Source organism: Streptomyces sp. NPDC021080, assembly GCF_044333225.1.
In the GTDB taxonomy this organism is placed as follows: domain Bacteria; phylum Actinomycetota; class Actinomycetes; order Streptomycetales; family Streptomycetaceae; genus Streptomyces.
The window spans coordinates 328,665-351,629 of record NZ_JBIRQM010000010.1 but is presented as its reverse complement, the minus strand read 5'-3'; the positions used below and the strand labels follow the sequence as shown (position 1 = coordinate 351,629).

General features: G+C 70.3%; 20 protein-coding genes and 1 riboswitch. Of the genes, 15 read left to right on the top strand and 5 right to left on the bottom strand.

The genetic code is table 11. From position 1 onward, the window contains the following. Positions 1 to 133: 133 nt before the first annotated feature. From ACH4S8_RS25965 to ACH4S8_RS25950, 4 genes are all read left to right on the top strand, one after another. Positions 134 to 532 (top strand): response regulator transcription factor, encoded by a 399-nt coding sequence (locus tag ACH4S8_RS25965; protein ID WP_398397950.1) that lies wholly within the window; start codon positions 134 to 136, stop codon positions 530 to 532. Between the two features lie 119 nt (positions 533 to 651). Further along, a complete protein-coding gene (locus ACH4S8_RS25960) occupies positions 652 to 1,626 on the top strand; it encodes a GlxA family transcriptional regulator (RefSeq protein ID WP_398397948.1) in 975 nt (324 codons plus the stop codon). A 29-nt stretch (positions 1,627 to 1,655) separates the two neighbouring features. Continuing rightward, entirely contained in the window at positions 1,656 to 2,705 is a 1,050-nt protein-coding gene (locus ACH4S8_RS25955; protein WP_398397946.1) for an aspartate-semialdehyde dehydrogenase, read from the top strand. After that, positions 2,702 to 3,901, top strand: a complete 1,200-nt coding sequence (locus tag ACH4S8_RS25950) for a hypothetical protein (protein WP_398397943.1) — start codon at positions 2,702 to 2,704, stop codon at positions 3,899 to 3,901. Before ACH4S8_RS25955 ends, ACH4S8_RS25950 begins: the two co-directional genes overlap by 4 nt. Positions 3,902 to 4,132: 231 nt before the next feature. Here ACH4S8_RS25950 and ACH4S8_RS25945 read toward each other — a convergent pair whose 3' ends face one another. The 4 genes from ACH4S8_RS25945 to gcvT form a co-directional block, all read right to left on the bottom strand. After that, entirely contained in the window at positions 4,133 to 5,500 is a 1,368-nt protein-coding gene (locus ACH4S8_RS25945; RefSeq protein ID WP_398397941.1) for an L-serine ammonia-lyase, read from the bottom strand. A 164-nt stretch (positions 5,501 to 5,664) separates the two neighbouring features. Next, the gene (glyA, locus tag ACH4S8_RS25940) at positions 5,665 to 6,924 is read right to left on the bottom strand and encodes a serine hydroxymethyltransferase (RefSeq protein ID WP_398397939.1); all 1,260 of its coding nucleotides are present in this window, start codon (positions 6,922 to 6,924) and stop codon (positions 5,665 to 5,667) included. 12 nt (positions 6,925 to 6,936) lie between these two features. After that, complete coding sequence (gcvH, locus tag ACH4S8_RS25935) at positions 6,937 to 7,314, bottom strand: glycine cleavage system protein GcvH (protein ID WP_398397937.1); 378 nt, start codon at positions 7,312 to 7,314, stop codon at positions 6,937 to 6,939. A 158-nt stretch (positions 7,315 to 7,472) separates the two neighbouring features. Further along, positions 7,473 to 8,591: a glycine cleavage system aminomethyltransferase GcvT gene (gene gcvT / locus ACH4S8_RS25930; protein WP_398397935.1), complete on the bottom strand. Its 1,119-nt coding sequence runs from the start codon at positions 8,589 to 8,591 to the stop codon at positions 7,473 to 7,475. Positions 8,592 to 8,738: 147 nt separating this feature from the next. Beyond that, positions 8,739 to 8,835: riboswitch (glycine riboswitch) on the bottom strand. A gap of 175 nt (positions 8,836 to 9,010) precedes the next feature. On the opposite strand from gcvT, the gene ACH4S8_RS25925 reads away from it, so the two are divergent. From ACH4S8_RS25925 to ACH4S8_RS25880, 10 genes are all read left to right on the top strand, one after another. Next, a complete protein-coding gene (locus tag ACH4S8_RS25925) occupies positions 9,011 to 9,679 on the top strand; it encodes an AAA family ATPase (protein ID WP_398397933.1) in 669 nt (222 codons plus the stop codon). 64 nt (positions 9,680 to 9,743) lie between these two features. Beyond that, positions 9,744 to 10,517 (top strand): enhanced serine sensitivity protein SseB, encoded by a 774-nt coding sequence (locus ACH4S8_RS25920; RefSeq protein WP_398397931.1) that lies wholly within the window; start codon positions 9,744 to 9,746, stop codon positions 10,515 to 10,517. Between the two features lie 228 nt (positions 10,518 to 10,745). Further along, positions 10,746 to 11,546 (top strand): enhanced serine sensitivity protein SseB C-terminal domain-containing protein, encoded by an 801-nt coding sequence (locus tag ACH4S8_RS25915; RefSeq protein ID WP_398397929.1) that lies wholly within the window; start codon positions 10,746 to 10,748, stop codon positions 11,544 to 11,546. 476 nt (positions 11,547 to 12,022) lie between these two features. Beyond that, a complete protein-coding gene (locus ACH4S8_RS25910; protein ID WP_398397927.1) occupies positions 12,023 to 13,021 on the top strand; it encodes an ABC transporter permease in 999 nt (332 codons plus the stop codon). Between the two features lie 38 nt (positions 13,022 to 13,059). After that, positions 13,060 to 14,832, top strand: coding sequence for an ABC transporter substrate-binding protein (locus ACH4S8_RS25905; RefSeq protein WP_398397925.1), 1,773 nt, complete (start codon positions 13,060 to 13,062; stop codon positions 14,830 to 14,832). Between the two features lie 66 nt (positions 14,833 to 14,898). Then, positions 14,899 to 15,906: an ABC transporter permease gene (locus ACH4S8_RS25900; protein ID WP_398397923.1), complete on the top strand. Its 1,008-nt coding sequence runs from the start codon at positions 14,899 to 14,901 to the stop codon at positions 15,904 to 15,906. Next, complete coding sequence (locus tag ACH4S8_RS25895; RefSeq protein WP_398397921.1) at positions 15,903 to 17,000, top strand: ABC transporter ATP-binding protein; 1,098 nt, start codon at positions 15,903 to 15,905, stop codon at positions 16,998 to 17,000. Before ACH4S8_RS25900 ends, ACH4S8_RS25895 begins: the two co-directional genes overlap by 4 nt. Beyond that, a complete protein-coding gene (locus tag ACH4S8_RS25890) occupies positions 16,997 to 18,331 on the top strand; it encodes an ABC transporter ATP-binding protein (RefSeq protein WP_398397919.1) in 1,335 nt (444 codons plus the stop codon). Before ACH4S8_RS25895 ends, ACH4S8_RS25890 begins: the two co-directional genes overlap by 4 nt. Positions 18,332 to 18,438: 107 nt before the next feature. Further along, positions 18,439 to 19,830 carry a M1 family metallopeptidase gene (locus ACH4S8_RS25885; protein ID WP_398397916.1) on the top strand — a complete coding sequence of 464 codons (1,392 nt, stop codon included), beginning with the start codon at positions 18,439 to 18,441 and terminating at the stop codon, positions 19,828 to 19,830. 47 nt (positions 19,831 to 19,877) lie between these two features. Next, on the top strand, positions 19,878 to 20,543 hold the full coding sequence (locus ACH4S8_RS25880; RefSeq protein ID WP_398397914.1) for a trimeric intracellular cation channel family protein: 666 nt from the start codon (positions 19,878 to 19,880) through the stop codon (positions 20,541 to 20,543). Here ACH4S8_RS25880 and ACH4S8_RS25875 read toward each other — a convergent pair. Next, entirely contained in the window at positions 20,443 to 21,777 is a 1,335-nt protein-coding gene (locus tag ACH4S8_RS25875) for an alpha/beta hydrolase (protein WP_398397912.1), read from the bottom strand. The two genes, ACH4S8_RS25880 and ACH4S8_RS25875, sit on opposite strands and share 101 nt — an antisense overlap. A 161-nt stretch (positions 21,778 to 21,938) precedes the next feature. Between ACH4S8_RS25875 and ACH4S8_RS25870 the strand changes: the two genes are divergently transcribed. Next, the gene (locus tag ACH4S8_RS25870) at positions 21,939 to 22,799 is read left to right on the top strand and encodes a thioesterase family protein (RefSeq protein WP_398397910.1); all 861 of its coding nucleotides are present in this window, start codon (positions 21,939 to 21,941) and stop codon (positions 22,797 to 22,799) included. Positions 22,800 to 22,965: the final 166 nt, after the last annotated feature.

The window sequence follows — 22,965 nt, the reverse complement described above, 5'->3', positions numbered from 1 at the left end:
CTACGGAGAAGAGCGGTTCGTTCAATCAGCCTCGGTGGAGGGAGTTCATCTGATGTCGCCTGTTGTGCGCGGGTCGGTCGGGGAAGTGAGGACTCGGCAGTGCTGTGCGGTCTGCGGGGCACCGGCGCAGCCCGTGACGGCCTTGGCCGAGGGCGTCGCCAAGGTGCACAAGGCCCTGGGCGAGGCGCAGGACGCCCTCGAGGCCCAGGAGCAGCTGATCGAGGACTTACGGGCCGACGGCCGACGCGGTGCCGTCGCCGCCCCGCCGCCCTCCGCGGAAGCGCCGGCGCCACGGCAGGCCCTCGCCGTGCTGACGGCCCGCGAACGTCAGATCCTGGTGCTCATCTCCCAGGGGAATTCGAACCGGCGGGTGGCCAAGGCGCTCGGCATATCCGAGAAGACGGTGAAGAACCACTTGTCCGCGGTCTTCATGAAGGTCGGCGCGTCCGATCGGACGCAAGCCGTCGTCATGGGCATCCGCAGCGGGATCGTGTCCATCGGCCAGCCCGTCGACGATGTGTCCCACCCCTGAGCACGGTCGGTGAATGCCCGCCGGCCTCCGGGGCCATGCCGTGAGTATGAGGGCCGATCCGGCCATGCGACAGCGGAGTGACTGTCAGAACACCATGTATTACTGCCACATTGGAAAACATGCTGAAGAACGTAGCCGCGGTCCTGCTCGACAATGTTCATCCTTTCGAGCTGGGTGTCGTCTGTGAGGTCTTCGGGATCGACCGTCGCGAAGAGGGGCTGCCCGCGTACGACTTCGCGCTCGTCGCCGCGGAATCCCCCTCGGTGCGGGCGGTGCCCGGATTCACCATCAGCACGCCCTACGGCCTCGACCGGCTGGAGGAGGCCGACCTCATCGCCATCCCGGTGGGCGACGACTTCCACACCCGGGAGTTTCCGCCCGCCCTGCTGGAGGCCCTGCGCCAGGCGGTGGCCCGCGGGGCCCGGGTGGTCAGCGTGTGTGTCGGGGCCTTCGTCCTGGGCGCCGCGGGGCTCCTCGACGGCCGCCGCTGCACCACCCACTGGCGGTACGCCGAGGCACTCACCGAGCGCTATCCCAAGGCCCATGTCGAACCGGGCGTGCTGTACGTCGACGAGGACCCGATCCTCACCTCGGCCGGCACCTCCGCGGGGATCGACGCCTGCCTCCACCTCGTGCGCAAGCTCCAGGGCAGCGACGTCGCCAACGCCATCGCCCGGCGCATGGTGGTGCCCCCGCACCGGGAGGGCGGCCAGGCCCAGTACATCGAACGGCCGGTGGCGCAGTACGGGGAGGACGGTGTGCGCGAGGTGCTGACCTGGGCCGAACAGCACCTGGACCAGGAGATCAGCGTCGAGCAGCTGTCCGCGCGGGCCTGCATGTCGCCGCGCACGTTCGCCCGCCGCTTCCGGGCGGAGACGGGAACCACGCCCTACCGGTGGCTGCTGGCCCAGCGGGTGCTGAGCGCCCAGCGGCTGCTGGAGAACACCGACGAGACGATGGAGGCCGTGGCGGCCCGTACGGGATTCGCCAACGCGGCCGCCCTGCGGTACCAGTTCGTGCACTTCCTCGGCACCACTCCCCACGCGTACCGGCGGGCCTTCCGGGGCCGCTCACCGGACGCGACCACGTACTGAGCCCCGCGCGGGGCGACAGGAGGACGGGAATGCTGCGCATCGCGGTAGTCGGCGCCACCGGAGCGGTGGGCCGGGAATGCCTGGCCCTGCTCGACGACGGGATCGTGCCCGTGGAACAGGTGGTGCCCGTGGCATCGGCGCGCAGCGCCGGCCGGGACCTGGGCGGTGAGCTGGGGCTGTCCCTGCCGCTGGCGGACCTGGTCACCCTCGACGAGCTGGACCCCCGGGACCTGGACGTCGCCGTCTTCTCCGCCGGCGCGGAGATCAGCGCCCGGGAGGCGGAGCGGCTGGCCTCGGCCGGGGTGCTGGTCGTCGACAACAGCTCCGCGTTCCGGATGCGGCCCGACGTCCCGCTCGTGGTGCCCCAGGTCAACCCCGGCGCGCTCGACGAGCGCCCCGCCTCGGGCCTCGTGGCCAACCCCAACTGCTCGACGATCCAGCTGGTCCGCGCCCTGCACCCGGTGCACGAACTGGCCGGCCTGGAGAGCGTCGTGGTGGCGACCTACCAGGCGGCCTCCGGCGGCGGGGTGCGCGGCCTGCGGGAACTGGCCGAGGGGTCCCGGGGCGTCCTGGACGACCCCCGGGCGCAGGGCGTCCCGGGCGGGCGCTTCGGACAGCCGCTGGCCTTCAACCTCGTCCCCGAGATCGGGCTGCAGGACGAGGACGGGTTCACCCACGAGGAACGCAAACTCGTCCGCGAACCACGCAGGATCCTCGGTCTGCCGGACCTGCGGGTGAGCGCCACCGCGGTACGGGTACCGGTCTTCGACTGCCACTCCGAGGCCGCGCACCTGCGGCTGCGCGAGCCGGTCACGGCCGCGTCGGTCGAGGACGCCCTGGCCGCGACGCCCGGCCTGCGGGTCCACCGGCGCTCCCACAGCCCCTCGTACCCCATGCCCCGTACGGTCTTCGCCCGGCGCGAGGACCGCGCGCTGGTCCACGTCGGCCGCGTCCGCGTCGAGCCGGAGGACGACCGGGCCCTCGCGCTCTGGGTGGTCGCCGACAACCTGTGGGTGGGGGCCGCGCTGAACGCGCTGCAGATCGTCGGGCTCGCCGCCAAGAACGGGTGGCTGGGATGAGCGGCCGGCACACGCCGGACAGCCGCCCGCTGGTGCTGAAGTTCGGCGGCTCCGCCTTCGCCGACCTCGACGGCTACCGTCGCGTGGCCCGGTACGCGATGCGCCGCGGGACCGAGGAGGAGCGCCCGCTGGTCGTCGTGGTGAGCGCGATGTCGGGGACGACGGGCAGACTGCAGCAGACCCTGGACGCCCTGGCCGCCGACCCGCCCGCACGGGCCGCCGCGATGCTCCTGACCGCGGGCGAGACGGTGAGCGTCGCCCTGCTCGCGGCCGCGCTCGACGCCGAGGGCGTGCCCGGGTGCCCGGTGCCGGCGGCGGCCACCGGGCTCCTCGCCGCGGGGCCGGGCGACCGGGCGGAGCTGATCTCGGCCAGTCCCGAGGCCCTGTCCAGGGCTCTGGCCGACTGTCCGATCGCGGTCGTCCCCGGCGGGCAGGCCGTCGACGCGGCCGGGCGGACCGTCATGCTGGGCCGCAACAGCTCGGACCTGTCCGCGGTGGCGACGGCCGCGACGCTGGGCGCGGACACCTGCGAGCTGTTCTCCGACGTGCCCGGGGTGTGCACCGCCGATCCCTACCTCGTGCCCCAGGCGCGCACGCTGTCCCGGATCAGCTACGAGGGGGTGCGCCGGATGTCCCGTCACGGCGCCAAGGTCGTCCACGAGGGCGCCGTGGACTGGGCGGAGCGCGAGAAGGTGCGGCTGCTGTGCCGTCCCTTTCCCTGGAGCGAGGCTCCTCAGTCCGGGACGGCCGTGGGGACGGGTCCGGCGGCGGCCGCGGTCGTCGTGCGGGGGGACAGCGACGTGTGGTGCTTCCGCTCCGGCCCGGAACGCCGGTCGGCGGGCGGACGGCTGCGGGCCGAGGGCCTGACGGTCACCGAGTTCGACACCGCGGGCGAGGTGTGTCTGGCGGTGCCGGCCGGAGCGCGGGGTGCGGCCCGGCACGTACGGAACGCGCGCCTGCTGGGCGGCCTGTGCCTGGTCACCACCCTGCGGGCGGACGGCCGGGCGGAACACACCGTGGTGCCGCGGGCGGAGGCCGCGGCCGAGGCTCGCAGACACCACGCCCTGCTGTACCCGGACGCCGGGGCCGCTCCGGGGCCGGCCGTCACCGCGCCGGTCAAGGCCCGCTCCGCGCACAGCGACGTCCTGGCCGGCCCGGGCCCGGCGCCCGCCGCCGGGGCGGAACGGCCGGACTGACCGGCCCGGGGCCGGCACGGTCCGCACGGGGATCGGGTCCCCCGGCGGTGCCGGCCGTGCCGGCGGGGGACCGGTGCGCGGACCTGAAGAAGGTCGTCGCCGCGGAGCGGTGACCGCGGGGTCCGCCGGGGCCCCGGTGCCGATCGGTCCGGCGGGCCTCGCCGGTGGTGGCGCTCGCCTGTTCCCGGTCCCTGCCGCTCGGGGCGGCCCGAGCGGCGGAGGGCCCGCTCCTCAGCACTCGATGATGTTGACCGCCAGCCCGCCCCGGGCCGTCTCCTTGTACTTGACGCTCATGTCGGCGCCGGTCTCCTTCATGGTCTTGATGACCTTGTCGAGGGAGACCATGTGCGAGCCGTCGCCGCGCATGGCCATCCTGGCGGCCGTCACGGCCTTCACGGCGGCCATGCCGTTGCGCTCGATGCAGGGGATCTGGACCAGTCCGCCGACCGGGTCGCAGGTCAGGCCGAGGTTGTGCTCCATGCCGATCTCGGCGGCGTTCTCGACCTGCTCGGGGCTGCCGCCCAGCACCTCCGCGAGCGCGCCGGCCGCCATGGAGCAGGCCGAGCCGACCTCGCCCTGGCAGCCGACCTCGGCGCCCGAGATGGAGGCGTTCTCCTTGAAGAGCATGCCGATGGCCCCGGCCGCGAGCAGGAACCGTACGACCCCGTCCTCGTCGGCGCCCGGCACGAAGTTGATGTAGTAGTGCAGCACCGCCGGGATGATGCCCGCCGCGCCGTTGGTGGGGGCGGTGACCACCCGGCCGCCCGCCGCGTTCTCCTCGTTGACCGCCATCGCGTAGAGGGTGATCCACTCCATCGCGTGCGCCAGCGGGTCGCCCTCGGCGCGCAGCTGGCGGGCCGAGAGGGCGGCACGGCGGCGGACCCTGAGGCCGCCCGGCAGGATGCCCTCGCGGGTGATGCCGCGCGAGACGCAGGCCTGCATCACGCGCCAGATCCCGAGGAGCCCCTCGCGGATCTCCTCCTCGGTGCGCCAGGCCCGCTCGTTCTCCAGCATCAGGGCGGAGATCGACAGACCGGTCTCCTTGGCGAGCCGCAGCAGCTCGTCACCCGTGCGGAACGGGTACTTCAGGACCGTGTCGTCGAGCTTGATGCGGTCCTCGCCGACCGCGTCCTCGTCGACCACGAAGCCGCCGCCCACCGAGTAGTACGTCTTCTCCAGGAGGAGCCCGCCCGACGCGTCGTACGCGAAGATCGTCATGCCGTTGGCGTGGTACGGCAGGGCCTTGCGGCGGTGCAGGACCAGGTCCTCGTCGAAGTCGAAGCCGATCTCGTGCTCGCCGAGCAGCCGGAGCCGGCCCGAGGCCTTGATCTGCTCGACCCGCTCGTCGGCGCCCTCCACGTCCACCGTCCGGGGCGAGGCGCCCTCCAGGCCGAGCAGCACCGCCTTCGGGGTGCCGTGGCCGTGGCCGGTCGCGCCCAGGGAGCCGTACAGCTCGGCGCGTATCGACGCGACCGGGGCCAGCAGCTCCTCGTTGCGCAGCCGCAGGGCGAACAGGCGCGCGGCGCGCATCGGACCCACCGTGTGGGAGCTGGACGGGCCGATGCCGATCGAGAACAGGTCGAAGACCGAGATGGCCACGGGAACTCCTTGCTGGTTTCGCCGGACGCCGTTGTCCGGCCGAGGTGGTGCGGGACTGCATGGAACGGGGCACCGCGCTCTGCTTCCAGTGTGCGCGGTGCCCCGGATGTCCGTACGAATACAGACCGTACGGGTGAAAAGGAAATGAAGGAAATCCTACGAAGCTACTTCAGGCCGGGGTACAACGGGTGCTTGTCGGCCAGAGCGGACACACGGGCCTTCAGGGCCTGGGTGTCGTAGGACGGCTTCAGCGTCTCGGCGATGATGTCCGCGACCTCGGTGAAGTCCTCGGCCGTGAAGCCGCGGGTGGCGAGGGCGGGCGTGCCGATGCGCAGGCCGGAGGTGACCATCGGCGGGCGCGGGTCGTTCGGGATGGCGTTGCGGTTGACCGTGATGCCGACCTCGTGGAGGCGGTCCTCGGCCTGCTGCCCGTCCAGCTCGGAGTTGCGCAGGTCGACCAGGACCAGGTGCACGTCCGTGCCCCCGGACAGGACGTCCACGCCGACGGACTTCACGTCGCCCTGGACCAGACGCTCGGCCAGGATGCGCGCGCCGTCCAGCGTGCGCTGCTGGCGCTCCTTGAAGTCGTCCGAGGCGGCGACCTTGAAGGAGACGGCCTTGGCCGCGATCACGTGCTCCAGGGGGCCGCCCTGGAAACCGGGGAAGACCGAGGAGTTCAGCTTCTTGGCGAAGCTCTGCTTCGCCAGGATGATCCCGCCGCGGGGGCCGCCGAGGGTCTTGTGGGTGGTGGAGGTGACCACGTCCGCGAACGGGACCGGGTTCGGGTGCAGACCCGCCGCGACCAGACCCGCGAAGTGGGCCATGTCGACCCACAGGAACGCCTCGACCTCGTCCGCGATCCGGCGGAACTCGGCGAAGTCCAGCTGACGCGGGTACGCCGACCAGCCCGCGATGATCACCTTCGGGCGGTGCTCCTTGGCGAGCCGCTCGACCTCGGCCATGTCGACCAGGCCGCGCTCGTCCACGTGGTACGCGACCACGTCGAACTGCTTGCCCGAGAAGTTCAGGCGCATGCCGTGGGTCAGGTGGCCGCCGTGGGCCAGGTCCAGGCCGAGGATGGTGTCGCCGGGCTGGGCCAGCGCGAACAGCGCGGCCTGGTTGGCGGAGGCGCCCGAGTGGGGCTGCACGTTGGCGTACTCGGCGCCGAACAGGTCCTTGACCCGGTCGATGGCGATCTGCTCGGCCACGTCGACGTGCTCGCAGCCGCCGTAGTAGCGGCGGCCCGGGTAGCCCTCGGCGTACTTGTTGGTCAGGACCGAGCCCTGGGCCTCCATGACCGCGACCGGAGCGAAGTTCTCCGAGGCGATCATCTCCAGGGTCGACTGCTGGCGGTGCAGCTCGGCGTCGACGGCGGCCGCGACGTCCGGGTCGAGCTCGTGGAGGGGGGTGTTCATGAGCGACATACGGGTGACTCCTCAGCCGGCCGTGAAGGCGGTGTACTCGTCGGCGGACATCAGGTCCTCGGGCTCGTCCGTGACGCGCACCTTGAACAGCCAACCGCCCTCGAAGGGGGCGGAGTTGACCAGGGCCGGGTCGTCCACGACGTCCTGGTTGGCCTCGACGACCTCACCGTTCACCGGGGAGTAGAGGTCGCTGACCGACTTGGTCGACTCCAGTTCGCCGCAGGACTCGCCCGCGGTCACCGTGTCACCGACGGCCGGGAGCTGGGCGTAGACCACATCGCCGAGCGCGCTGGCCGCGAACTCGGTGATGCCGACCGTCGCGACGCCGTCCTCGGCGACGGACAGCCACTCGTGCTCCTTGCTGTAACGCAGCTGCTGGGGGTTGCTCATGAGCTGAATTCTCCTGTACGCGGTGGAGTGCTGATGGAGGGAAGCGTGGGTGACCGGGCGGATGTGCCCAGGTTCACGTCCGGGGCCCGGCGAGGGGCGCCCGTCCGTACCGGCGCCCGAAGGGCATCCGTGTCATGTCCGGCTCGTGCGGACCGGTGTCACTTCCGGCGCTTGTAGAACGGCAGCGCCACGACCTCGTACGGCTCGTGGCTGCCCCGGATGTCCACGCCCACACCGGCCGTGCCCGGCGCGGCGTGCGCGGCGTCGACGTACGCCATGGCGATCGGCTTGCCCAGCGTGGGGGAGGGGGCGCCGGAGGTGATCTCGCCGACGACCTCGCCGCCGGCGACGACCGCGTAGCCGGCGCGCGGCACCCGGCGGCCCTCGGCGATCAGGCCGACGAGGACCCGCGGCGGGTTCTGCTCGGCACGGGCGGCGGCCTCCTCGAGCGCCGCGCGCCCCACGAAGTCACCGTCCTTCTCGAACTTCACGACCCGGCCGAGGCCGGCGTCGAAGGGGGTCAGCGAGGTGGTCAGCTCGTGCCCGTACAGCGGCATGCCGGCCTCCAGGCGCAGCGTGTCGCGGCAGGACAGGCCGCAGGGGACGAGACCGGCCGGGGTGCCCGCGTCGGTGAGCGCCTGCCAGACCTTCTCGGCGTCGGCGGGGGCGACGAACAGCTCGAAGCCGTCCTCACCGGTGTAGCCCGTGCGGGCGATCAGGGCCGGGACGCCGGCCACCGTGCCCGGCAGGCCCGCGTAGTACTTCAGGCCGTCGAGGTCCGCGTCGGTGACCGCCTTGAGGATGCCGGGGGACTCGGGGCCCTGCACGGCGATCAGCGCGTACGCGTCACGGTCGTCGCGCACCTCGGCGTCGAAACCGGCGGCGCGAGCGGTCAGCGCGTCCAGCACCACCTGGGCGTTGGAGGCGTTGGCGACGACCATGTATTCGTGGTCGGCCAGGCGGTAGACGATCAGGTCGTCCAGGATGCCGCCGTCCTCCTGGCAGATCATGGTGTAGCGGGCGCGGCCGACGCCGACGGTGGCGATGTTGCCGACCAGCGCGTGGTTCAGGAGGGCCGCGGCCTCGGGGCCGGTGACGGTGATCTCGCCCATGTGGGAGAGGTCGAAGAGGCCGGCCTTCGTGCGGACGGCGATGTGCTCGTCGCGCTCCGAGCCGTAGCGCAGGGGCATGTCCCAGCCCGCGAAGTCGGTCATGGTCGCGCCGAGCGAACGATGCAGGGCATCGAGCGCGGTGTGACGGGGTGCGTTGCTGCTCATCGGTCTGGCTCCCAAGGCATGACGGCGAGGTCGTTCCTCCCCATCTGTCATCGGAACCTGAGAGGTTCATCACGACCACACGAAACGGTGGTCCTGACTTGCACCTTGGGTGGAGCCACCGGTGAGCGGCCCGCTTTTCAGATGTGCCTCGCCCGCGCGGTAACGGTGCCTGAGAGATTCAAGGGAGGGACTTGCTCCTTCGGCGCCCGGATACACGTACCCAGGACTCTCCCGCGCGGATTCAAGCGGCCGGTATGCAGTTGGCGCGGCCATCATCGCACGCGTTCCCGGATCACGGCAGCCCGGCGTCTGTGACACGGCTGTGGCAGTCCGTGCACGGAAAAGGGAAGCGCCGGGCATTACCTTCTCTTTACACTCGACGGGGATGGGACTCCACGTCCAAGGGGAGGACGGTCACGGTGAACAGGACCACGGCGTACGCGACGACCTCGGGTCTCGCACTGTCCGAGCAGCCCGGCGCACCGGCCCGCAAGGCCCGCGGACCGCGTCCGGAGGCCGTCGTGCGGGATCTGCGCCGGCGGGTCGGGCACAGCCCGCACGGGCTCCGTTTCGGGGCGAGCGACCTCGTCGTGGTCACCGGACTGCCCGGCAGCGGAAAGTCGACGCTGATGCGCAGGGCGGTGCGGGGCGCGCGCATCGACTCGCAGGACACCCGGGAGCGCTGGGACGGCCGGATGGCCCGGCTGCTGCCCTACGCGGCCTACCGCCCCCTGGTCCGCCTCGCCCACTACGCCGGCCTGCGCCGCGCCCTGCGCGAGGGCGGCGGACTCGTCGTGCACGACTGCGGCACGCAGGCCTGGGTGCGCCGCTGGCTCGCCCGCGAGGCCCGGCGCCGCGGCGGTGTGCTGCATCTGCTGCTGCTCGACGTCACGCCCGGCACCGCGCTGGACGGCCAGTGCCGGCGCGGCCGGGGCGTCTCGCGCTACGCCTTCGCCCGCCATCGCGGCGCGGTCGCCCGGCTGCTGCGCTCCGCCGAGAGGGGAGACCTGCCCGAGGGCTGCGGCTCGGCGGTCCTCATCGACCGGGACGCGGCGGACGTGCTGACCAGGATCGACTTCGGCCACTGACCCGGCGGCGGTGGCCCACTAACCTTTCCAGCCGGAACAGTGGTTCGAAGCGGGCGGTAGACAGATGGACTTTCCGGCACAGGCGCATCCCCATCCGCACGGCGGTTGGCCCGGCAACGAGCTGGAGGAGGTGTTGTCCTCCTCCCTCGGCGTGCCCGGGCCCTCGGTGGCCGCTCGCATCGTCGAGGTGCTCGGCCGCAGCTTCCTGTGGGTGCCGCTGCCCAACGGCGGCGGCCCGCAGAGCGGTCCGCTCGATCTGCCCACGATGGACATCGGGGGCGTGGTGTACGTCCCCGTGTTCAGCTCCGAGGAGCAGTTCCGCCAGGTCGTCGGCAGCCACATGTCGTTCACGATCGCGCCCGCCGTGGAGTTCGCCCGCGGGCTTCCGCCGCAGGCCGGCATCGTGGTGAACCCGGACGGTGTGGTCGGCGTACCGCTGCCGCCGCCGGCCGTCGCCGAGCTGTGCCGGGCCGGGCGGAGCGAGCTGGACGGGGCGGCCAGCGGGGGCCGGGTGCGGCTCTTCGAGCCCGACTGGCAGGACGATCCGATGGACTTCCTCGCCGCGGCCTCGGCGGAGTTCGCCGCGGCCGGTGTCGTCCTGAGCGCCCGCCGCTGTCTGGCCAGCATCGAGGGCGACGAGCCGGTGATGTTCATCGGCGTCGAGCTCTCGGTGTGGGAGGGCGACGCCCGGGCGCTGCCCCTGGACGCCCTGGGCCGCGCCCTCGGCCGTGTCCCGGTGAACATCCCGGTGAACCTGGTTCTCCTCGACGTGGCGCAGGACCCGGTCGGCGACTGGATGCGGGACCGGGTGCGCCCGTTCTACCAGCACGGTCACTGAACGGCGCCCGTCCCGGGAGGGCCCCCGCGGGGCCGTACGTCCGCCGCGCGGGGCCCTCGGCCGCCCCGCGCGGCGCATCCCGGCTCTCGACTGCTTCCCCCGGCGGAGCGCGAACGCCGCATAAGCTGGTTTCATGGCCTGGTCGAGGTGTTGACGTATGTCGGTGACCGGTGCCTCGGGCGTAAGGGATGAGTTCGTCGTGAATTGTTCGCGAAGGGGCGGTTGAGGGTGAGCGCGTCGGGCACGGCCGCGGCCGGGCAGGTCGAGCACATGCTGCGCCAGGTGGCTCCCGGGCGTTACGACGCCTACGAGGCGCTCCTTCGCGCGCTCGCGACCCCGTCGTCCGGCCAGGTGTGGATGCTGCTGTGGCACGGCCAGGCCGGCTCCCCGGACGCCCAGTACGGGAACATGCAGGTGGACGGCCACGGGTACGCGCCCTGCGTCACGTCGGCCCAGGAGCTCTCGGCCAGCGGCTGGAACCGCAGTTACGAGGTCGTGGACGCCCTCGACGTCGCCCGGACCCTGTATCCCGACCAGTTCGGACTCTGGCTGAATCCGCACGCCCCCGGCGGCGGCCTCGGCATTCCCTGGCTGGATCTGCGCCGTATCGCCACGGGCCTGGAGCGCCAGCCCGCGGGCCCGCTCCGGCTGTCCGAGCCCGCCATCGAGATCCCGCAGTTCTACGCCCTGATCACGCAGAACGCCCATCTCACCCCGGCCGTACGCTCGTTGCGCCGCGCCTGGGTGCAACCCACCCTCGGGGCACCGTATTTGGCCATCGGCCTCGATGTGTACGACACCTCGCCGCCCGCCGTCGACTCGGTCCGGGCGATGATGCAGCAGTCGATCGCCGCCGTCCCGGACGGACTGCCCGTCTCCACCGTCGCGATGTCGGACGAGTTCGACCCGGTGGCGATGTGGCTGCGTGCCAACGCACGCCCGTTCTACGACCGTGAGGCGCACGCGGCCCCCGCGCAGGCGCCGACGGCGGGCGGTTACGGCTATCCGCCGGCCCGCGGCGGCTACTGAGAGCGTCCCGAATCCCGGACCTGTCGCATGCCCGTGCGAGAACGGCTGGCATCATGAGTCTGCACACGGCCTTCACGTGGCGTGCGCTCCATGCTGCTGACCTGCGGGGAAGCGGATGCATGTGCCGATTGTCCCGTTTTGGCGGTACTTCCGACCAAAAAGACCCTCATGAGTCCTTCACGGTCAATTGGCATTCGTCCGACTCCCGTTACCCGCTGTTCGGATAACGGAATCCCTCAACAAGCATCACGGTTGCGCATACTTTCTCCATGAGGCCTGGCACCTGATCGTGGCAGCACTGAAGACTCCCCCAACAAGCACGGGTCTTCGATCCTGTGAACGAGTGCAAGTCGAACCATCAGCCGGACCATCGGGCCGCACCATCTGCGGTCAACTTCCCCGGCAGGCAAGTGAACCAAGCCGCACACAGCGGCAGTCGTAGGCCGGTCACCACCGGCGAGAGGGGTCGGGTCACTGTGACCGCACCGATCGAGACCACCGCGGCGGCATCGGACGCGCAGCCAGAGGCTGTGCTCGCCGGAGCCGGCAAGGGGCAGATCGAGGGCCGTTCCCTGGGACAGATCGCCTGGACGCGCTTCAAGCGTGACAAGGTGGCGGTCGCCGGCGGTGTCATCGTCGTACTGCTCATCCTGATGGCGATCCTCGCCCGGCCCCTCCAGTCGCTGCTGGGGCTGGACCCGAACGCCTTCCACCAGGACCTGATCGACCCGAACACCTCGCTGCCCAAGGGCGGCATGGGTGGCATGAGCGGAGACCACCCGCTCGGCGTGGACCCGAAGTTCGGGCGTGACCTCGCCACCCGCGTCCTGGAGGGCTCCTGGGTGTCGCTGGTGGTCGCCTTCGGCGCCACCATCCTGTCGAACGTGATCGGCGCCATCCTCGGTGTCGTCGCCGGTTTCTACGGCGGACGCGTCGACTCGATCATCAGCCGCCTGATGGACACCTTCCTCGCCTTCCCTCTCCTGCTCTTCGCGATCGCCATCTCGGCGACGCTGCAGGGCGGCGCGTTCGGCCTGGAAGGACTTCCGCTCCACCTGAGCGTGCTGATCTTCGTCATCGGCTTCTTCAACTGGCCCTACCTGGGCCGTATCGTCCGGGGCCAGACGCTCGCCCTGCGTGAGCGGGAATTCGTGGACGCCTCCCGGGGCATGGGCGCCAAGGGCCCGTACATCGTGTTCCGGGAGCTGCTCCCCAACCTGGTCGGCCCGATCATCGTCTACTCGACGCTGCTCATCCCGACCAACATCCTCTTCGAGGCGTCCCTCAGCTTCCTCGGGGTCGGCATCCAGCCCCCGCAGGCATCCTGGGGCGGCATGCTCCGTGAAGCGGTCACCTACTACCAGGTCGACCCGCAGTTCATGATCGTGCCCGGCCTTGCCATCTTCGTGACCGTCCTCGCCTTCAATCTGCTCGGCGACGGTCTCCGCGACGCTCTCGACCCGCGCAGCCGCTGATGCCTGACGCACACCGAGAGACCATCAAGTTTCCGACAATGGAGGGGAACCCGCCCATCATGCGTAGGTCAACGCTGGCCGCCATTGCGGCCATCGGCTCCGCGAGTCTGCTCGTTGCAGGCTGCAGCAAGGCCGATGACAACAAGAACACCGACACCACGAAGTCAGCTGGGGCCAACGCAGCGACCACGGACGTCGTCAACGCCTCCACGAAGAAGGGGGGCACGGTCACGTACGAGTACTCGGACGTGCCGGACTCCTTCGACCCGGGCAACACGTACTACGCGTTCATGTACAACCTCTCCCGGCTGTACGCCCGTCCGCTGATGACGTTCCAGCCCGGCGCCGGCGAGAAGGGCAACACCCTTGTCCCGGACCTCGCGGCCGGCAAGGGCGTCCCGAGCGACGGCGGCAAGACCTGGACGTACAAGCTGCGTACGGGTGTGAAGTACCAGGACGGCACCGCGATCACGGCGAAGGACGTCAAGTACGCGGTCGAGCGCTCCAACTTCGCGCGTGACGTGCTCTCCCTCGGCCCGAACTACTTCCAGCAGTTCCTCGTGGGCGGCGACAAGTACAAGGGTCCCTACAAGGACAAGAGCGGCAAGGGTCTCTCCTCCATCGAGACCCCGGACGACTCGACGGTCGTCTTCCACCTGAAGACGGCTTTCCAGGAGTTCGACTACCTCGTCGCCTCGCCGCAGACCGCTCCGGTCCCGCAGGCCAAGGACAACGGCGTCGACTACGTCAAGAACATCGTGTCCTCGGGCTCGTACAAGTTCCAGAGCTACTCCGACGGCAAGCAGGCCGTCCTCGTGCGCAACGAGAACTGGGACGCGAAGACCGACCCGCTGCGCAAGCAGTACCCGGACAAGATCGTCGTCAACCTGAAGGTCAACGCCGAGACGATCGACAAGGACGTCCTCGCGGGCGACGCGATCGACCTCGGTGGTGGCGGTGTCCAGGCCGCGACCCAGGCGCAGCTGCTCACCTCCGCCGACAAGAAGGCGAACACGGACAACACCTACGGTGGCCGTCTCGTCTACATGGCGATCAACACCAAGGTGAAGCCGTTCGACAACGTGGCGTGCCGCAAGGCCGTCCAGTTCGCGATCGACAAGGTCTCGGTGCAGACCGCCGAGGGCGGCCCGATCCGCGGCGACATCGCCTCCACGGTTCTCCCGCCGGACATCCCGGGCTACGCCAAGTCGGACGTCTACGCGTCCGCCGGCAACAAGGGTGACGCGGCCAAGGCCAAGGACCAGCTCAAGGCCTGCGGCAAGTCGACCATCAGCACCAACATCTCCGCGCGCAGCGACCGCCCGCAGGAGATCGACGCCGCCACGGCGATCATCAACTCGCTGAAGGCTGCCGGCATCAACGCCACCCTGAAGCAGTACCCGTCGGGCAAGTACTTCACCGACTACGCGGGTGTCCCGAAGTTCACCGAGAAGCAGAACATCGGCCTGATCATGATGCAGTGGGGTGCCGACTGGCCCTCCGGCTACGGCTTCCTGCAGCAGATCCTGAACGGCTCCGCGATCGGCGCCTCGGGTAACACCAACCTGTCGCAGTACAACAACAAGGACGTCAACTCCCTCCTGGAGAAGGCGATCGGTACGCAGGACGACGCCGCGCGCAACGCCCTGTACACCGAGATCGACAAGAAGACCATGGACGACGCCGTCCTCGTGCCGCTGACCTACTTCAAGGTTCTGCTGGCCCGCCCGCAGTACGCGACCAACCTGGTCTCCACGGCGGCCTTCAGCGGTCAGTACGACTACCTCAACATCGGCACCACGAAGAAGTAGCCCCGGAAGGCAGGTGAAGGCATTGGTGCCCGCGGGCTCAGCCCGCGGGCACCAGCGCCGATCCCCGTGATCTCGTACATCCTCCGTCGGACGGCAGCGGCAGCGATCCTGCTCCTGGTCGTCTCCGCGGTCACCTTCGCCATCTTCTTCCTGCTGCCCAGACTGGCCGGCCAGACCGCCGACCAGCTCGCGCAGCAGTACATCGGGAAGAGCCCGACGAAGGCCGACATCATCGCGGTCAAGCACAATCTCGGTCTGGACCAGCCCGTCTACGTCCAGTACTGGCACTTCATCAAGGGGATCGTCAGCGGCGCCACCTATGACCTGGGTCCCACCACGGCGCACTGTGACGCACCGTGCTTCGGGTACTCCTTCAAGACCCACCAGGCCGTCTGGCCGCAGCTCACCTCGCGCCTGCCGATCACCCTGTCGCTCGCCGCGGGTGCCGCGGTGCTGTGGCTGGTCTCCGGCGTGGCCATCGGCGTTATCTCCGCCCTCAAGCCGCGTTCGGTCTTCGACCGCACCTTCATGGGCGTCGCGCTCGCCGGTGTCTCGCTGCCCATGTTCTTCACGGGCAACCTGGCTCTGCTGCTCTTCACCTACAAGTGGCCGATCTTCGGCCGCACCTACGTCCCGTTCATGGAGAACCCCGCGCAGTGGGCCAACACGCTCTTCCCGGCGTGGTGTTCGCTCGCGCTCCTGTACTCCGCCATCTACGCGCGGCTCACCCGCTCGGGCATGCTGGAGACGATGAACGAGGACTTCATCCGCACGGCCCGCGCCAAGGGCCTGCGTGAGCGGAAGGTCGTGGTCCGTCACGGACTGCGTGCCGCTCTCACCCCGATCATCACCGTCTTCGGCATGGACCTCGGTCTGCTGCTCGGTGGCGCCGTGATCACGGAGAGCGTGTTCTCTCTGCACGGTGTCGGTGAGTACGCGGTGGACGGCATCACGGACAACGACCTGCCGCAGATCCTCGGCGTGACCCTTCTCGCCGCCTTCTTCGTTGTCATCGCAAATCTTCTGGTGGACATGCTCTACGCGGCCGCCGACCCGCGGGTGAGGCTCTCATGACCGAACTGTCCAAGACCGGCGCCGCGGTCGGCGAGCCCGTCTCCTCGCCCTCGAACACCCCGAACGCCTTCCTCGAAGTGCGTGACCTCAAGGTGCACTTCCCGACCGACGACGGTCTGGTCAAGTCCGTCGACGGGCTCACCTTCTCGGTGGAGAAGGGCAAGACCCTCTGCGTCGTGGGCGAGTCGGGTTCCGGCAAGTCCGTCACCTCGCTGGCGATCATGGGCCTGCACCGCCTCGGCGCGCGCGGCAAGAACGTCCAGATGTCGGGCGAGATCTGGCTCGGCGGCAAGGAACTGGTCAACGCAGACCCGGACGAGGTGCGCAAGCTCCGCGGCCGCGAGATGGCGATGATCTTCCAGGACCCGCTGTCGGCGATGCACCCGTACTACACGATCGGCAACCAGATCGTGGAGGCGTACCGCAACCACCACAAGGTCAGCAAGAAGGTCGCCCGCACCCGGGCGATCGAGATGCTCGACCGCGTGGGCATCCCGGAGCCGGGCAAGCGCGTCGACAGCTACCCGCACGAGTTCTCGGGCGGTATGCGCCAGCGCGCGATGATCGCGATGGCGCTCGTCAACAACCCCGAGCTGCTCATCGCGGACGAGCCGACGACCGCCCTCGACGTCACCGTCCAGGCGCAGATCCTCGACCTCATCCGCGACCTGCAGAAGGAGTTCGGCTCCGCGGTCGTCCTCATCACCCACGACCTGGGTGTGGTGGCCGAGATCGCCGACGACGTCCTCGTGATGTACGGCGGCCGGTGCGTGGAGCGCGGCTCCGTCGAGCGGGTCTTCGAGCAGCCGCAGCACCCCTACACCTGGGGTCTGCTCGGTTCGATGCCCCGGATCGACCGTGAGACGTCCGAGCGGCTCATCCCCGTCAAGGGCCAGCCGCCGAGCCTCATCAACGTCCCCTCGGGCTGCGCCTTCCACCCGCGCTGCCCGTACGCGGACCTGCCCAAGGGCAATGTCACCCGCACCGTGCGCCCCGAACTGCAGCTCGTTGGCAGCGATCACTACACCGCCTGCCACCTCTCGCAGGAGGACCGCACGCGGATCTGGACCGAAGAGATTGCGCCGAAGCTGTGAGTGAGAACAACAAGACGGACGGCGCCGGCGCGGTGATCCCGCAGCAGGCCGCGGCTCCCGCGCACCGCGCGAAGTCCTCGGAGGGCCGCGAGGTCCTCCTGAGGGTCCAGGGGCTGCAGAAGCACTTCCCCATCCGGAAGGGCGTTCTCCAGCGTCAGGTCGGCGCGGTCAAGGCGGTCGACGGCATCGACTTCGAGGTCCGCAAGGGCGAGACGCTCGGCGTCGTCGGCGAGTCAGGCTGCGGAAAGTCGACCATGGGCCGGGTCATCACCCGTCTCCAGGACCCGACCGGCGGCAGCATCGAGTTCGAGGGCCGGGACATCACCACCCTCAGCGCCTCGAAGATGCGTCCGCTGCGCCGTGACATCCAGATGATCTTCCAGGACCCGTACGGGTCGCTGAACCCCCGTCACACCATCGGCTCGATCGTCTCGGCGCCGTTCCGGCTCCAGAACGTCGAGCCCGAGGGCGGTGTGAAGCGGGAGGTCCAGCGGCTCCTGGAGCTGGTGGGTCTGAGCCCCGAGCACTACAACCGCTACCCGCACGAGTTCTCCGGCGGTCAGCGCCAGCGCATCGGCATCGCCCGCGCGCTCGCCCTGAAGCCGAAGCTGGTCGTGGCGGACGAGCCGGTCTCGGCGCTCGACGTGTCGATCCAGGCGCAGGTCGTGAACCTGATGGACGACCTGCAGTCCGAGCTCGGCCTGACGTACGTGATCATCGCCCACGACCTCTCCGTCGTGCGCCACGTCTCGGACCGCATCGCGGTGATGTACCTCGGCAAGATCGTCGAGCTCGCGGACCGCTCCTCGCTGTACGAGGCGCCGATGCACCCGTACACCAAGGCCCTGATGTCGGCCGTGCCGGTGCCGGACCCCAAGCGCCGGGGCGCCAAGAGCGAGCGGATCCTGCTGCGCGGCGACGTTCCCTCGCCGATCGCGCCGCCGAGCGGCTGCCGGTTCCACACCCGGTGCTGGAAGGCCACGCAGGTCTGCAAGACGACCGAGCCGCCGCTCATCGAGCTGAGGCCCGGTCAGCGCGTCGCCTGTCACCACCCGGAGAACGCCCCGGACCAGGCTCCGCAGGACGTCGTCCTGCTCTCGGCCGCCCGGGAAGCGGTCGAGCTGGTGTCCGGCGTGGAATCCGCCGAGGTCTCGGGCAAGGCTCCGGCCGAGCTCGCCGCCACGGAGGAGGCTGTCACCACGGAGGCTGCCGCTACTGAGGAGGCCACCACGGAGGAGGCCACCACGGAGGCTGTCGCCACGGAGGAGGCCGGCTCCGCGTCGGACTCCGAGGCCGCGGAAGCCGATCGTCAGGAGTCAACCGACAAGTAGGCCATGACGACTTGGCAAAGTCATGAACATGCCCGAGCGGGAGAGTGCAGAGTCCTGCGTGTCCGTCTGATCGGAAACGATCGGCACACGTACGAAAGGGACGCGAAATGGCACTCTCCCGTTCGGCACGTTTAGGCGCGCTCGCCACAGCGGCGGCCTCCTTCTTCCTCGTCGCCGCCTCCTCCGCCCCCACCCCCGGCGCGGACGGCATCGGTGACACGTACTTCCCCCAGCTCGGCAACGGCGGCTTCGACGCCCGCCACTACGCCCTGGACGTGGCGTACAACCCCGACACCGACCGTCTCGACGGCGTCACCACCCTCACCGCCCGCGCCACCCAGAACCTCTCCTCCTTCGACCTGGACCTCCAGAAGCTGGATGTCACGAAGATCGAGGTGAACGGCAGAGCGGCCCGCTTCACGCGGGAGGGCGACGAGATCCACATCACCCCGCGCGGCCCGCTGGCCAAGGGCAAGGACTTCACGGTGACCGTCACCTACGGCGGCGTCCCCGAGGCACTCAACGGCCCGATCGTGTTCGGCTCCGACTACGGGTGGATGAAGACGACGGACGGCGTGTTCGTCGCCTGCGAGCCCAACGCCGCCTCCACCTGGTTCCCCTCCAGCGACCACCCCTCCGACAAGGCGACCTACGACATCCGCATCACGGCCCCCAAGGGCCTGACGGGGGTTTCCAACGGACGCCTGGTATCGACCCGCGACCGTGGCGCCGTCACCGTCACGCACTGGCGCGAGAGCCGGCCCATGGCCACCTATCTCGCGACGGCGACCATCGGGAAGTTCGACGTGAAGACCGGCACGACCCCGGCCGGGACGCCGATCTACGTCGCCGTCGACCCGGTGCTCGCCAACAGCAACAGCGTCGACGTGTACGCCGTCACCGCCGAGGCGACCGACTACTGGTCGCAGGTGTTCGGGCCGTACCCGTTCGAGGAGACCGGCGCCATCGTCGACGACATGCCCGAGGCGGGCTTCTCGCTGGAGGTCCAGTCGAAGCCCGCGTACTCGGCGGTGCGGTCGGAGTCGACCATCGTGCACGAGCTGGCCCACCAGTGGTTCGGCGACTCCGTCTCGGTCGCGCACTGGAAGGACATCTGGCTGAACGAGGGCTTCGCGACCTACGCCCAGTGGCTGTGGGCCGAGCACAAGGGCACCCGCTCGGCGCACGACTCGTTCCTCGCCGGGTACAACCAGCGGCCCGCGGACTCCGCCTTCTGGCAGACCGAGGTCGCCGACCCGCAGCGGGACACCATGTTCGCCTCGGCGGTCTACCAGCGGGGCGCGATGACGCTCCAGATGCTGCGCGAGCGCATCGGCGACACCGCCTTCTTCAAACTGCTGCCCGCATGGACGAAGCTGCACCGGTACGGCAACGCGAGCACCGCCCAGTTCATCGCCCTGGCCGAGAAGATCTCCGGGCAGCAGCTCGACGATCTCTTCCAGACCTGGCTGCTCACCACAGGCAAGCCTGCCCTCTAGACCTTCCTTCGTAAGGTGCACACCCCGCGACAGGTGAGAATGTGGGGGTGCTCCAGCAATTGTTCAGCCCCTCCGTCCAGCACACGCTCGACCTGATCGGCATCTTCGTCTTCGCGATCTCCGGCGCCCTGCTGGCCGTCCGCAAGAACTTCGACGTCTTCGGCATCGCCGTTCTCGCGGAGATCACCGCGCTGGGCGGAGGGCTGCTGCGCGACATCGTCATCGGTGCCGTACCCCCGGCGGCCTTCACCGACCTGGGGTACTTCACCACCCCGCTCGTCGCCGCCCTGCTCGTGTTCTTCCTGCACCCGCAGGTGGAACGCATCCAGGTCGGCGTGAACGTCTTCGACGCGGCCGGGCTCGGACTGTTCTGTGTCACCGGCACCGTCAAGGCGTACGACTACGGGCTCGGCCTCACCGCCTCCGCCGCCCTCGGCCTCGCGACCGCCGTGGGCGGCGGTGTGCTGCGGGACATGCTCGCCAACGAGGTCCCCTCCCTGCTGCGCTGGGACCGTGACCTCTACGCGGTCCCGGCGATCGTCGGCGCCACGATGGTCGTGCTCTGCATCCGCTACGACGCGCTCACCCCGTTCACCAGCGGCCTCGCCATCGTCACGGCCTTCGTGCTGCGCCTGTTCGCGATGCGCTACCACTGGCGAGCTCCGCGCGCGTGGAACCGCCGCTCGACGGTGCGTGAGGAAGAGAGTTCCTGATCCGGTCGGTGCCGGCCGCTCCGGCCGTACCCCCGGGGCCGCCGTCCGCGCCGCCGGTCCGGGCCCTGCCCGCCCCGCCTACGGTGCCTCCCGAGCCCGCCGTGCCCCTCCTTCCGGAGTCGAACTGCACGGTCAGCCAGCGGAACACCTCCGGCAGCTGCGGCCGCCACAGCCCCATGTCGTGGCCGCCCGCGCTGCGCGGCAGCAGCACCACGTCCACGCGCGTCGGCGGCTTCGCGACCGCCTGGATCGCCGCGCCCGCCTGGTAGCCGTCCCCGGACTCGCCGGAGAAGTAGAGGGAGATCCGGGGCGGGACGCGGTCGGCGCGCAGCAGCAGGTAGGGATTGTTGCGCCGGCGCAGTTCGAGGGTCCGCGCGGCGAGGGAACCGCGTTCGCCCCGGGGGTCGTTGTAGCCGGACATGCTCACCGCGGCCCGGTAGCGGTCGGGGTGGGCGACGGCCAGCTTGGTGGCGCAGTGCGCCCCGGCCGAGTATCCGGCCGTGGCCCAGCCGTCCGGGGCGGACTCGGCCCGGAAGTTGTCCATGACCATCCGCGGCACGTCGATGCTGAGCCAGCTCTCCGCGTTCACCGTTCCCGGGATGTTCGCGCAGCCGGTGTCCGCGCGGGCCAGCAGGTTGGTGCGGGGCGCGACCAGGATGAACGGCGCGACCCGTCCGTCGAGCATCATCGGCCGCAGCTGCTCGTGCACCCGGAGGGACCCGAACCAGGCCTTGGCGGAGCCGGGATAGCCCGGCAGCAGTTCCACGACGGGGAATCTCCGGTGCCGGTAGGCGGGTTCGTCGTACTGCGGCGGCAGCCAGACGTAGACCTCGGCGTTCACCCCCGACACCCGTCCCTTCAGGTCGGTGACGCGCACCCCTCCCGCCGACCCCATGCGCGGCCCCTGGGCCGGTGTGAACGTCTGCCGCACCCTGGGCAGGGTCTTCAGCGAGATCCCCCCGGTGCCGTCCACGCCGAGGTCGGCGGCCTGCTGGACATGGTTCCCGGTGCCGAGGAGGTCGGCCCAGTTGTCGTACAGGTTGTTGGCGTTGTTCACGAGGACGAACACCAGGCTGATCGCCGTGCCCTGGGCGAACAGCAGCATCAGGAGCCGGCTCGCCGCGCGCACCGGCGCCGGTCCGGGCACCCGGGACCACAGGACCAGGGGCAGCAGAAGGGCGAAGGCGCACAGCACGAAGCAGGTCAGGAGGAACGTTGTCCCGGTGAGGCTCATGTCCCATCAGAGGAGAACCACGGCCGATTGGTCACGGATGATTGCGGACACTTAACAAGAAATTGCCGAATCCTCACCTGGATGGTCGGAAGCGGCGGGTGTCCCCGCATCCGGGACAATGAAAGCTACCGCTTAGTAATTTCCTGTTGTACGGTTCACGCATGTCAGAAGCAGCTTCGGTACAGGCCGTACGGGCCACGATCGGCGACAGCGAGTTCGACCGGGACACAGCCGTCACCCCGCGCGGGGCCGGCGTCTACGACGTCGACCTCTCCGCCGGGTGGACGATCATCAACGCCGTCAACGGCGGCTATCTGCTGGCCGTCCTCGGCCGCGCGCTCGCCGACGCCCTCCCGCACTCCGACCCGTTCACGGTCTCCGCGCACTATCTGACCGCGTCCCAGCCGGGCCCCGCGGTCATCCGCACGGACGTCGTACGCACTGGCCGGACACTGTCGACCGGACAGGCATCCCTCTTCCAGTACGACGACGAGGGCCGCGAGGTCGAGCGCATCCGCGTGCTCGCCTCGTACGGCGACCTCGACGCCCTGCCCGACGACGTCCGCACGACCGCGCTGCCGCCCGCGATCCCGCCCATGGACCAGTGCTTCGGTCCGCAGGACGCCCCCGCCCCCATCCCCGGCAGCTCGGCCATCACCGACCGGCTGTTCCTCAAGCTCGACCCCGCGACCCTCGGCTGGGCGCTCGGCGCGCCGTCCGGCAAGGGCGAGATGCGGTCGTGGTTCGGGCTCGCCGACGGCCGGGACGCGGACCCGCTCTCGCTGCTCCTCGCGGTCGACGCGCTGCCGCCGACGGCCTTCGAGATCGGCCTCTCCGGCTGGGTGCCGACCGTCGAGCTGACCGTGCACGTGCGGTCCCGTCCGGCGCCCGGCCCGCTGCGGGTCTCGATCACCACCCGCAACCTCGCCGGGGGCTTCCTGGAGGAGGACGCGGAGGTCTGGGACAGTGCCGACCGCCTGGTCGCCCAGTCCCGCCAACTGGCCCGGGCCCGCCTGAGCTGACCCGTCGACGCCCTCCCCGCCCGCCCACCGGGCTCGCCTCGGCCGGCCTGCCCCGGGTCCCGCCGTTTGCCCGCCGTGCCCGCCGCGGACCACCCGCGAGGGGAATCCTCGGCCGGCCCGCCCCGGGGCCTGTCGGGCCCGCTCGTACGGCCCGGGTTCCGGACCT

Excerpts from the sequence above, each read along its gene's own strand:
- ACH4S8_RS25895 (WP_398397921.1), top strand. The coding sequence starts at position 15,903 with ATGACCGAACTGTCCAAGACCGGCGCCGCGGTCGGCGAGCCCGTCTCC.
- ACH4S8_RS25875 (WP_398397912.1), bottom strand. The coding sequence starts at position 21,777 with ATGAGCCTCACCGGGACAACGTTCCTCCTGACCTGCTTCGTGCTGTGC.
- gcvT (WP_398397935.1), bottom strand. The coding sequence starts at position 8,591 with ATGAGCAGCAACGCACCCCGTCACACCGCGCTCGATGCCCTGCATCGT.
- ACH4S8_RS25960 (WP_398397948.1), top strand. The coding sequence starts at position 652 with ATGCTGAAGAACGTAGCCGCGGTCCTGCTCGACAATGTTCATCCTTTC.
- ACH4S8_RS25870 (WP_398397910.1), top strand. The coding sequence starts at position 21,939 with ATGTCAGAAGCAGCTTCGGTACAGGCCGTACGGGCCACGATCGGCGAC.
- ACH4S8_RS25950 (WP_398397943.1), top strand. The coding sequence starts at position 2,702 with ATGAGCGGCCGGCACACGCCGGACAGCCGCCCGCTGGTGCTGAAGTTC.
- ACH4S8_RS25920 (WP_398397931.1), top strand. The coding sequence starts at position 9,744 with ATGGACTTTCCGGCACAGGCGCATCCCCATCCGCACGGCGGTTGGCCC.
- ACH4S8_RS25955 (WP_398397946.1), top strand. The coding sequence starts at position 1,656 with ATGCTGCGCATCGCGGTAGTCGGCGCCACCGGAGCGGTGGGCCGGGAA.
- glyA (WP_398397939.1), bottom strand. The coding sequence starts at position 6,924 with ATGTCGCTCATGAACACCCCCCTCCACGAGCTCGACCCGGACGTCGCG.
- ACH4S8_RS25905 (WP_398397925.1), top strand. The coding sequence starts at position 13,060 with ATGGAGGGGAACCCGCCCATCATGCGTAGGTCAACGCTGGCCGCCATT.
- gcvH (WP_398397937.1), bottom strand. The coding sequence starts at position 7,314 with ATGAGCAACCCCCAGCAGCTGCGTTACAGCAAGGAGCACGAGTGGCTG.
- ACH4S8_RS25885 (WP_398397916.1), top strand. The coding sequence starts at position 18,439 with ATGGCACTCTCCCGTTCGGCACGTTTAGGCGCGCTCGCCACAGCGGCG.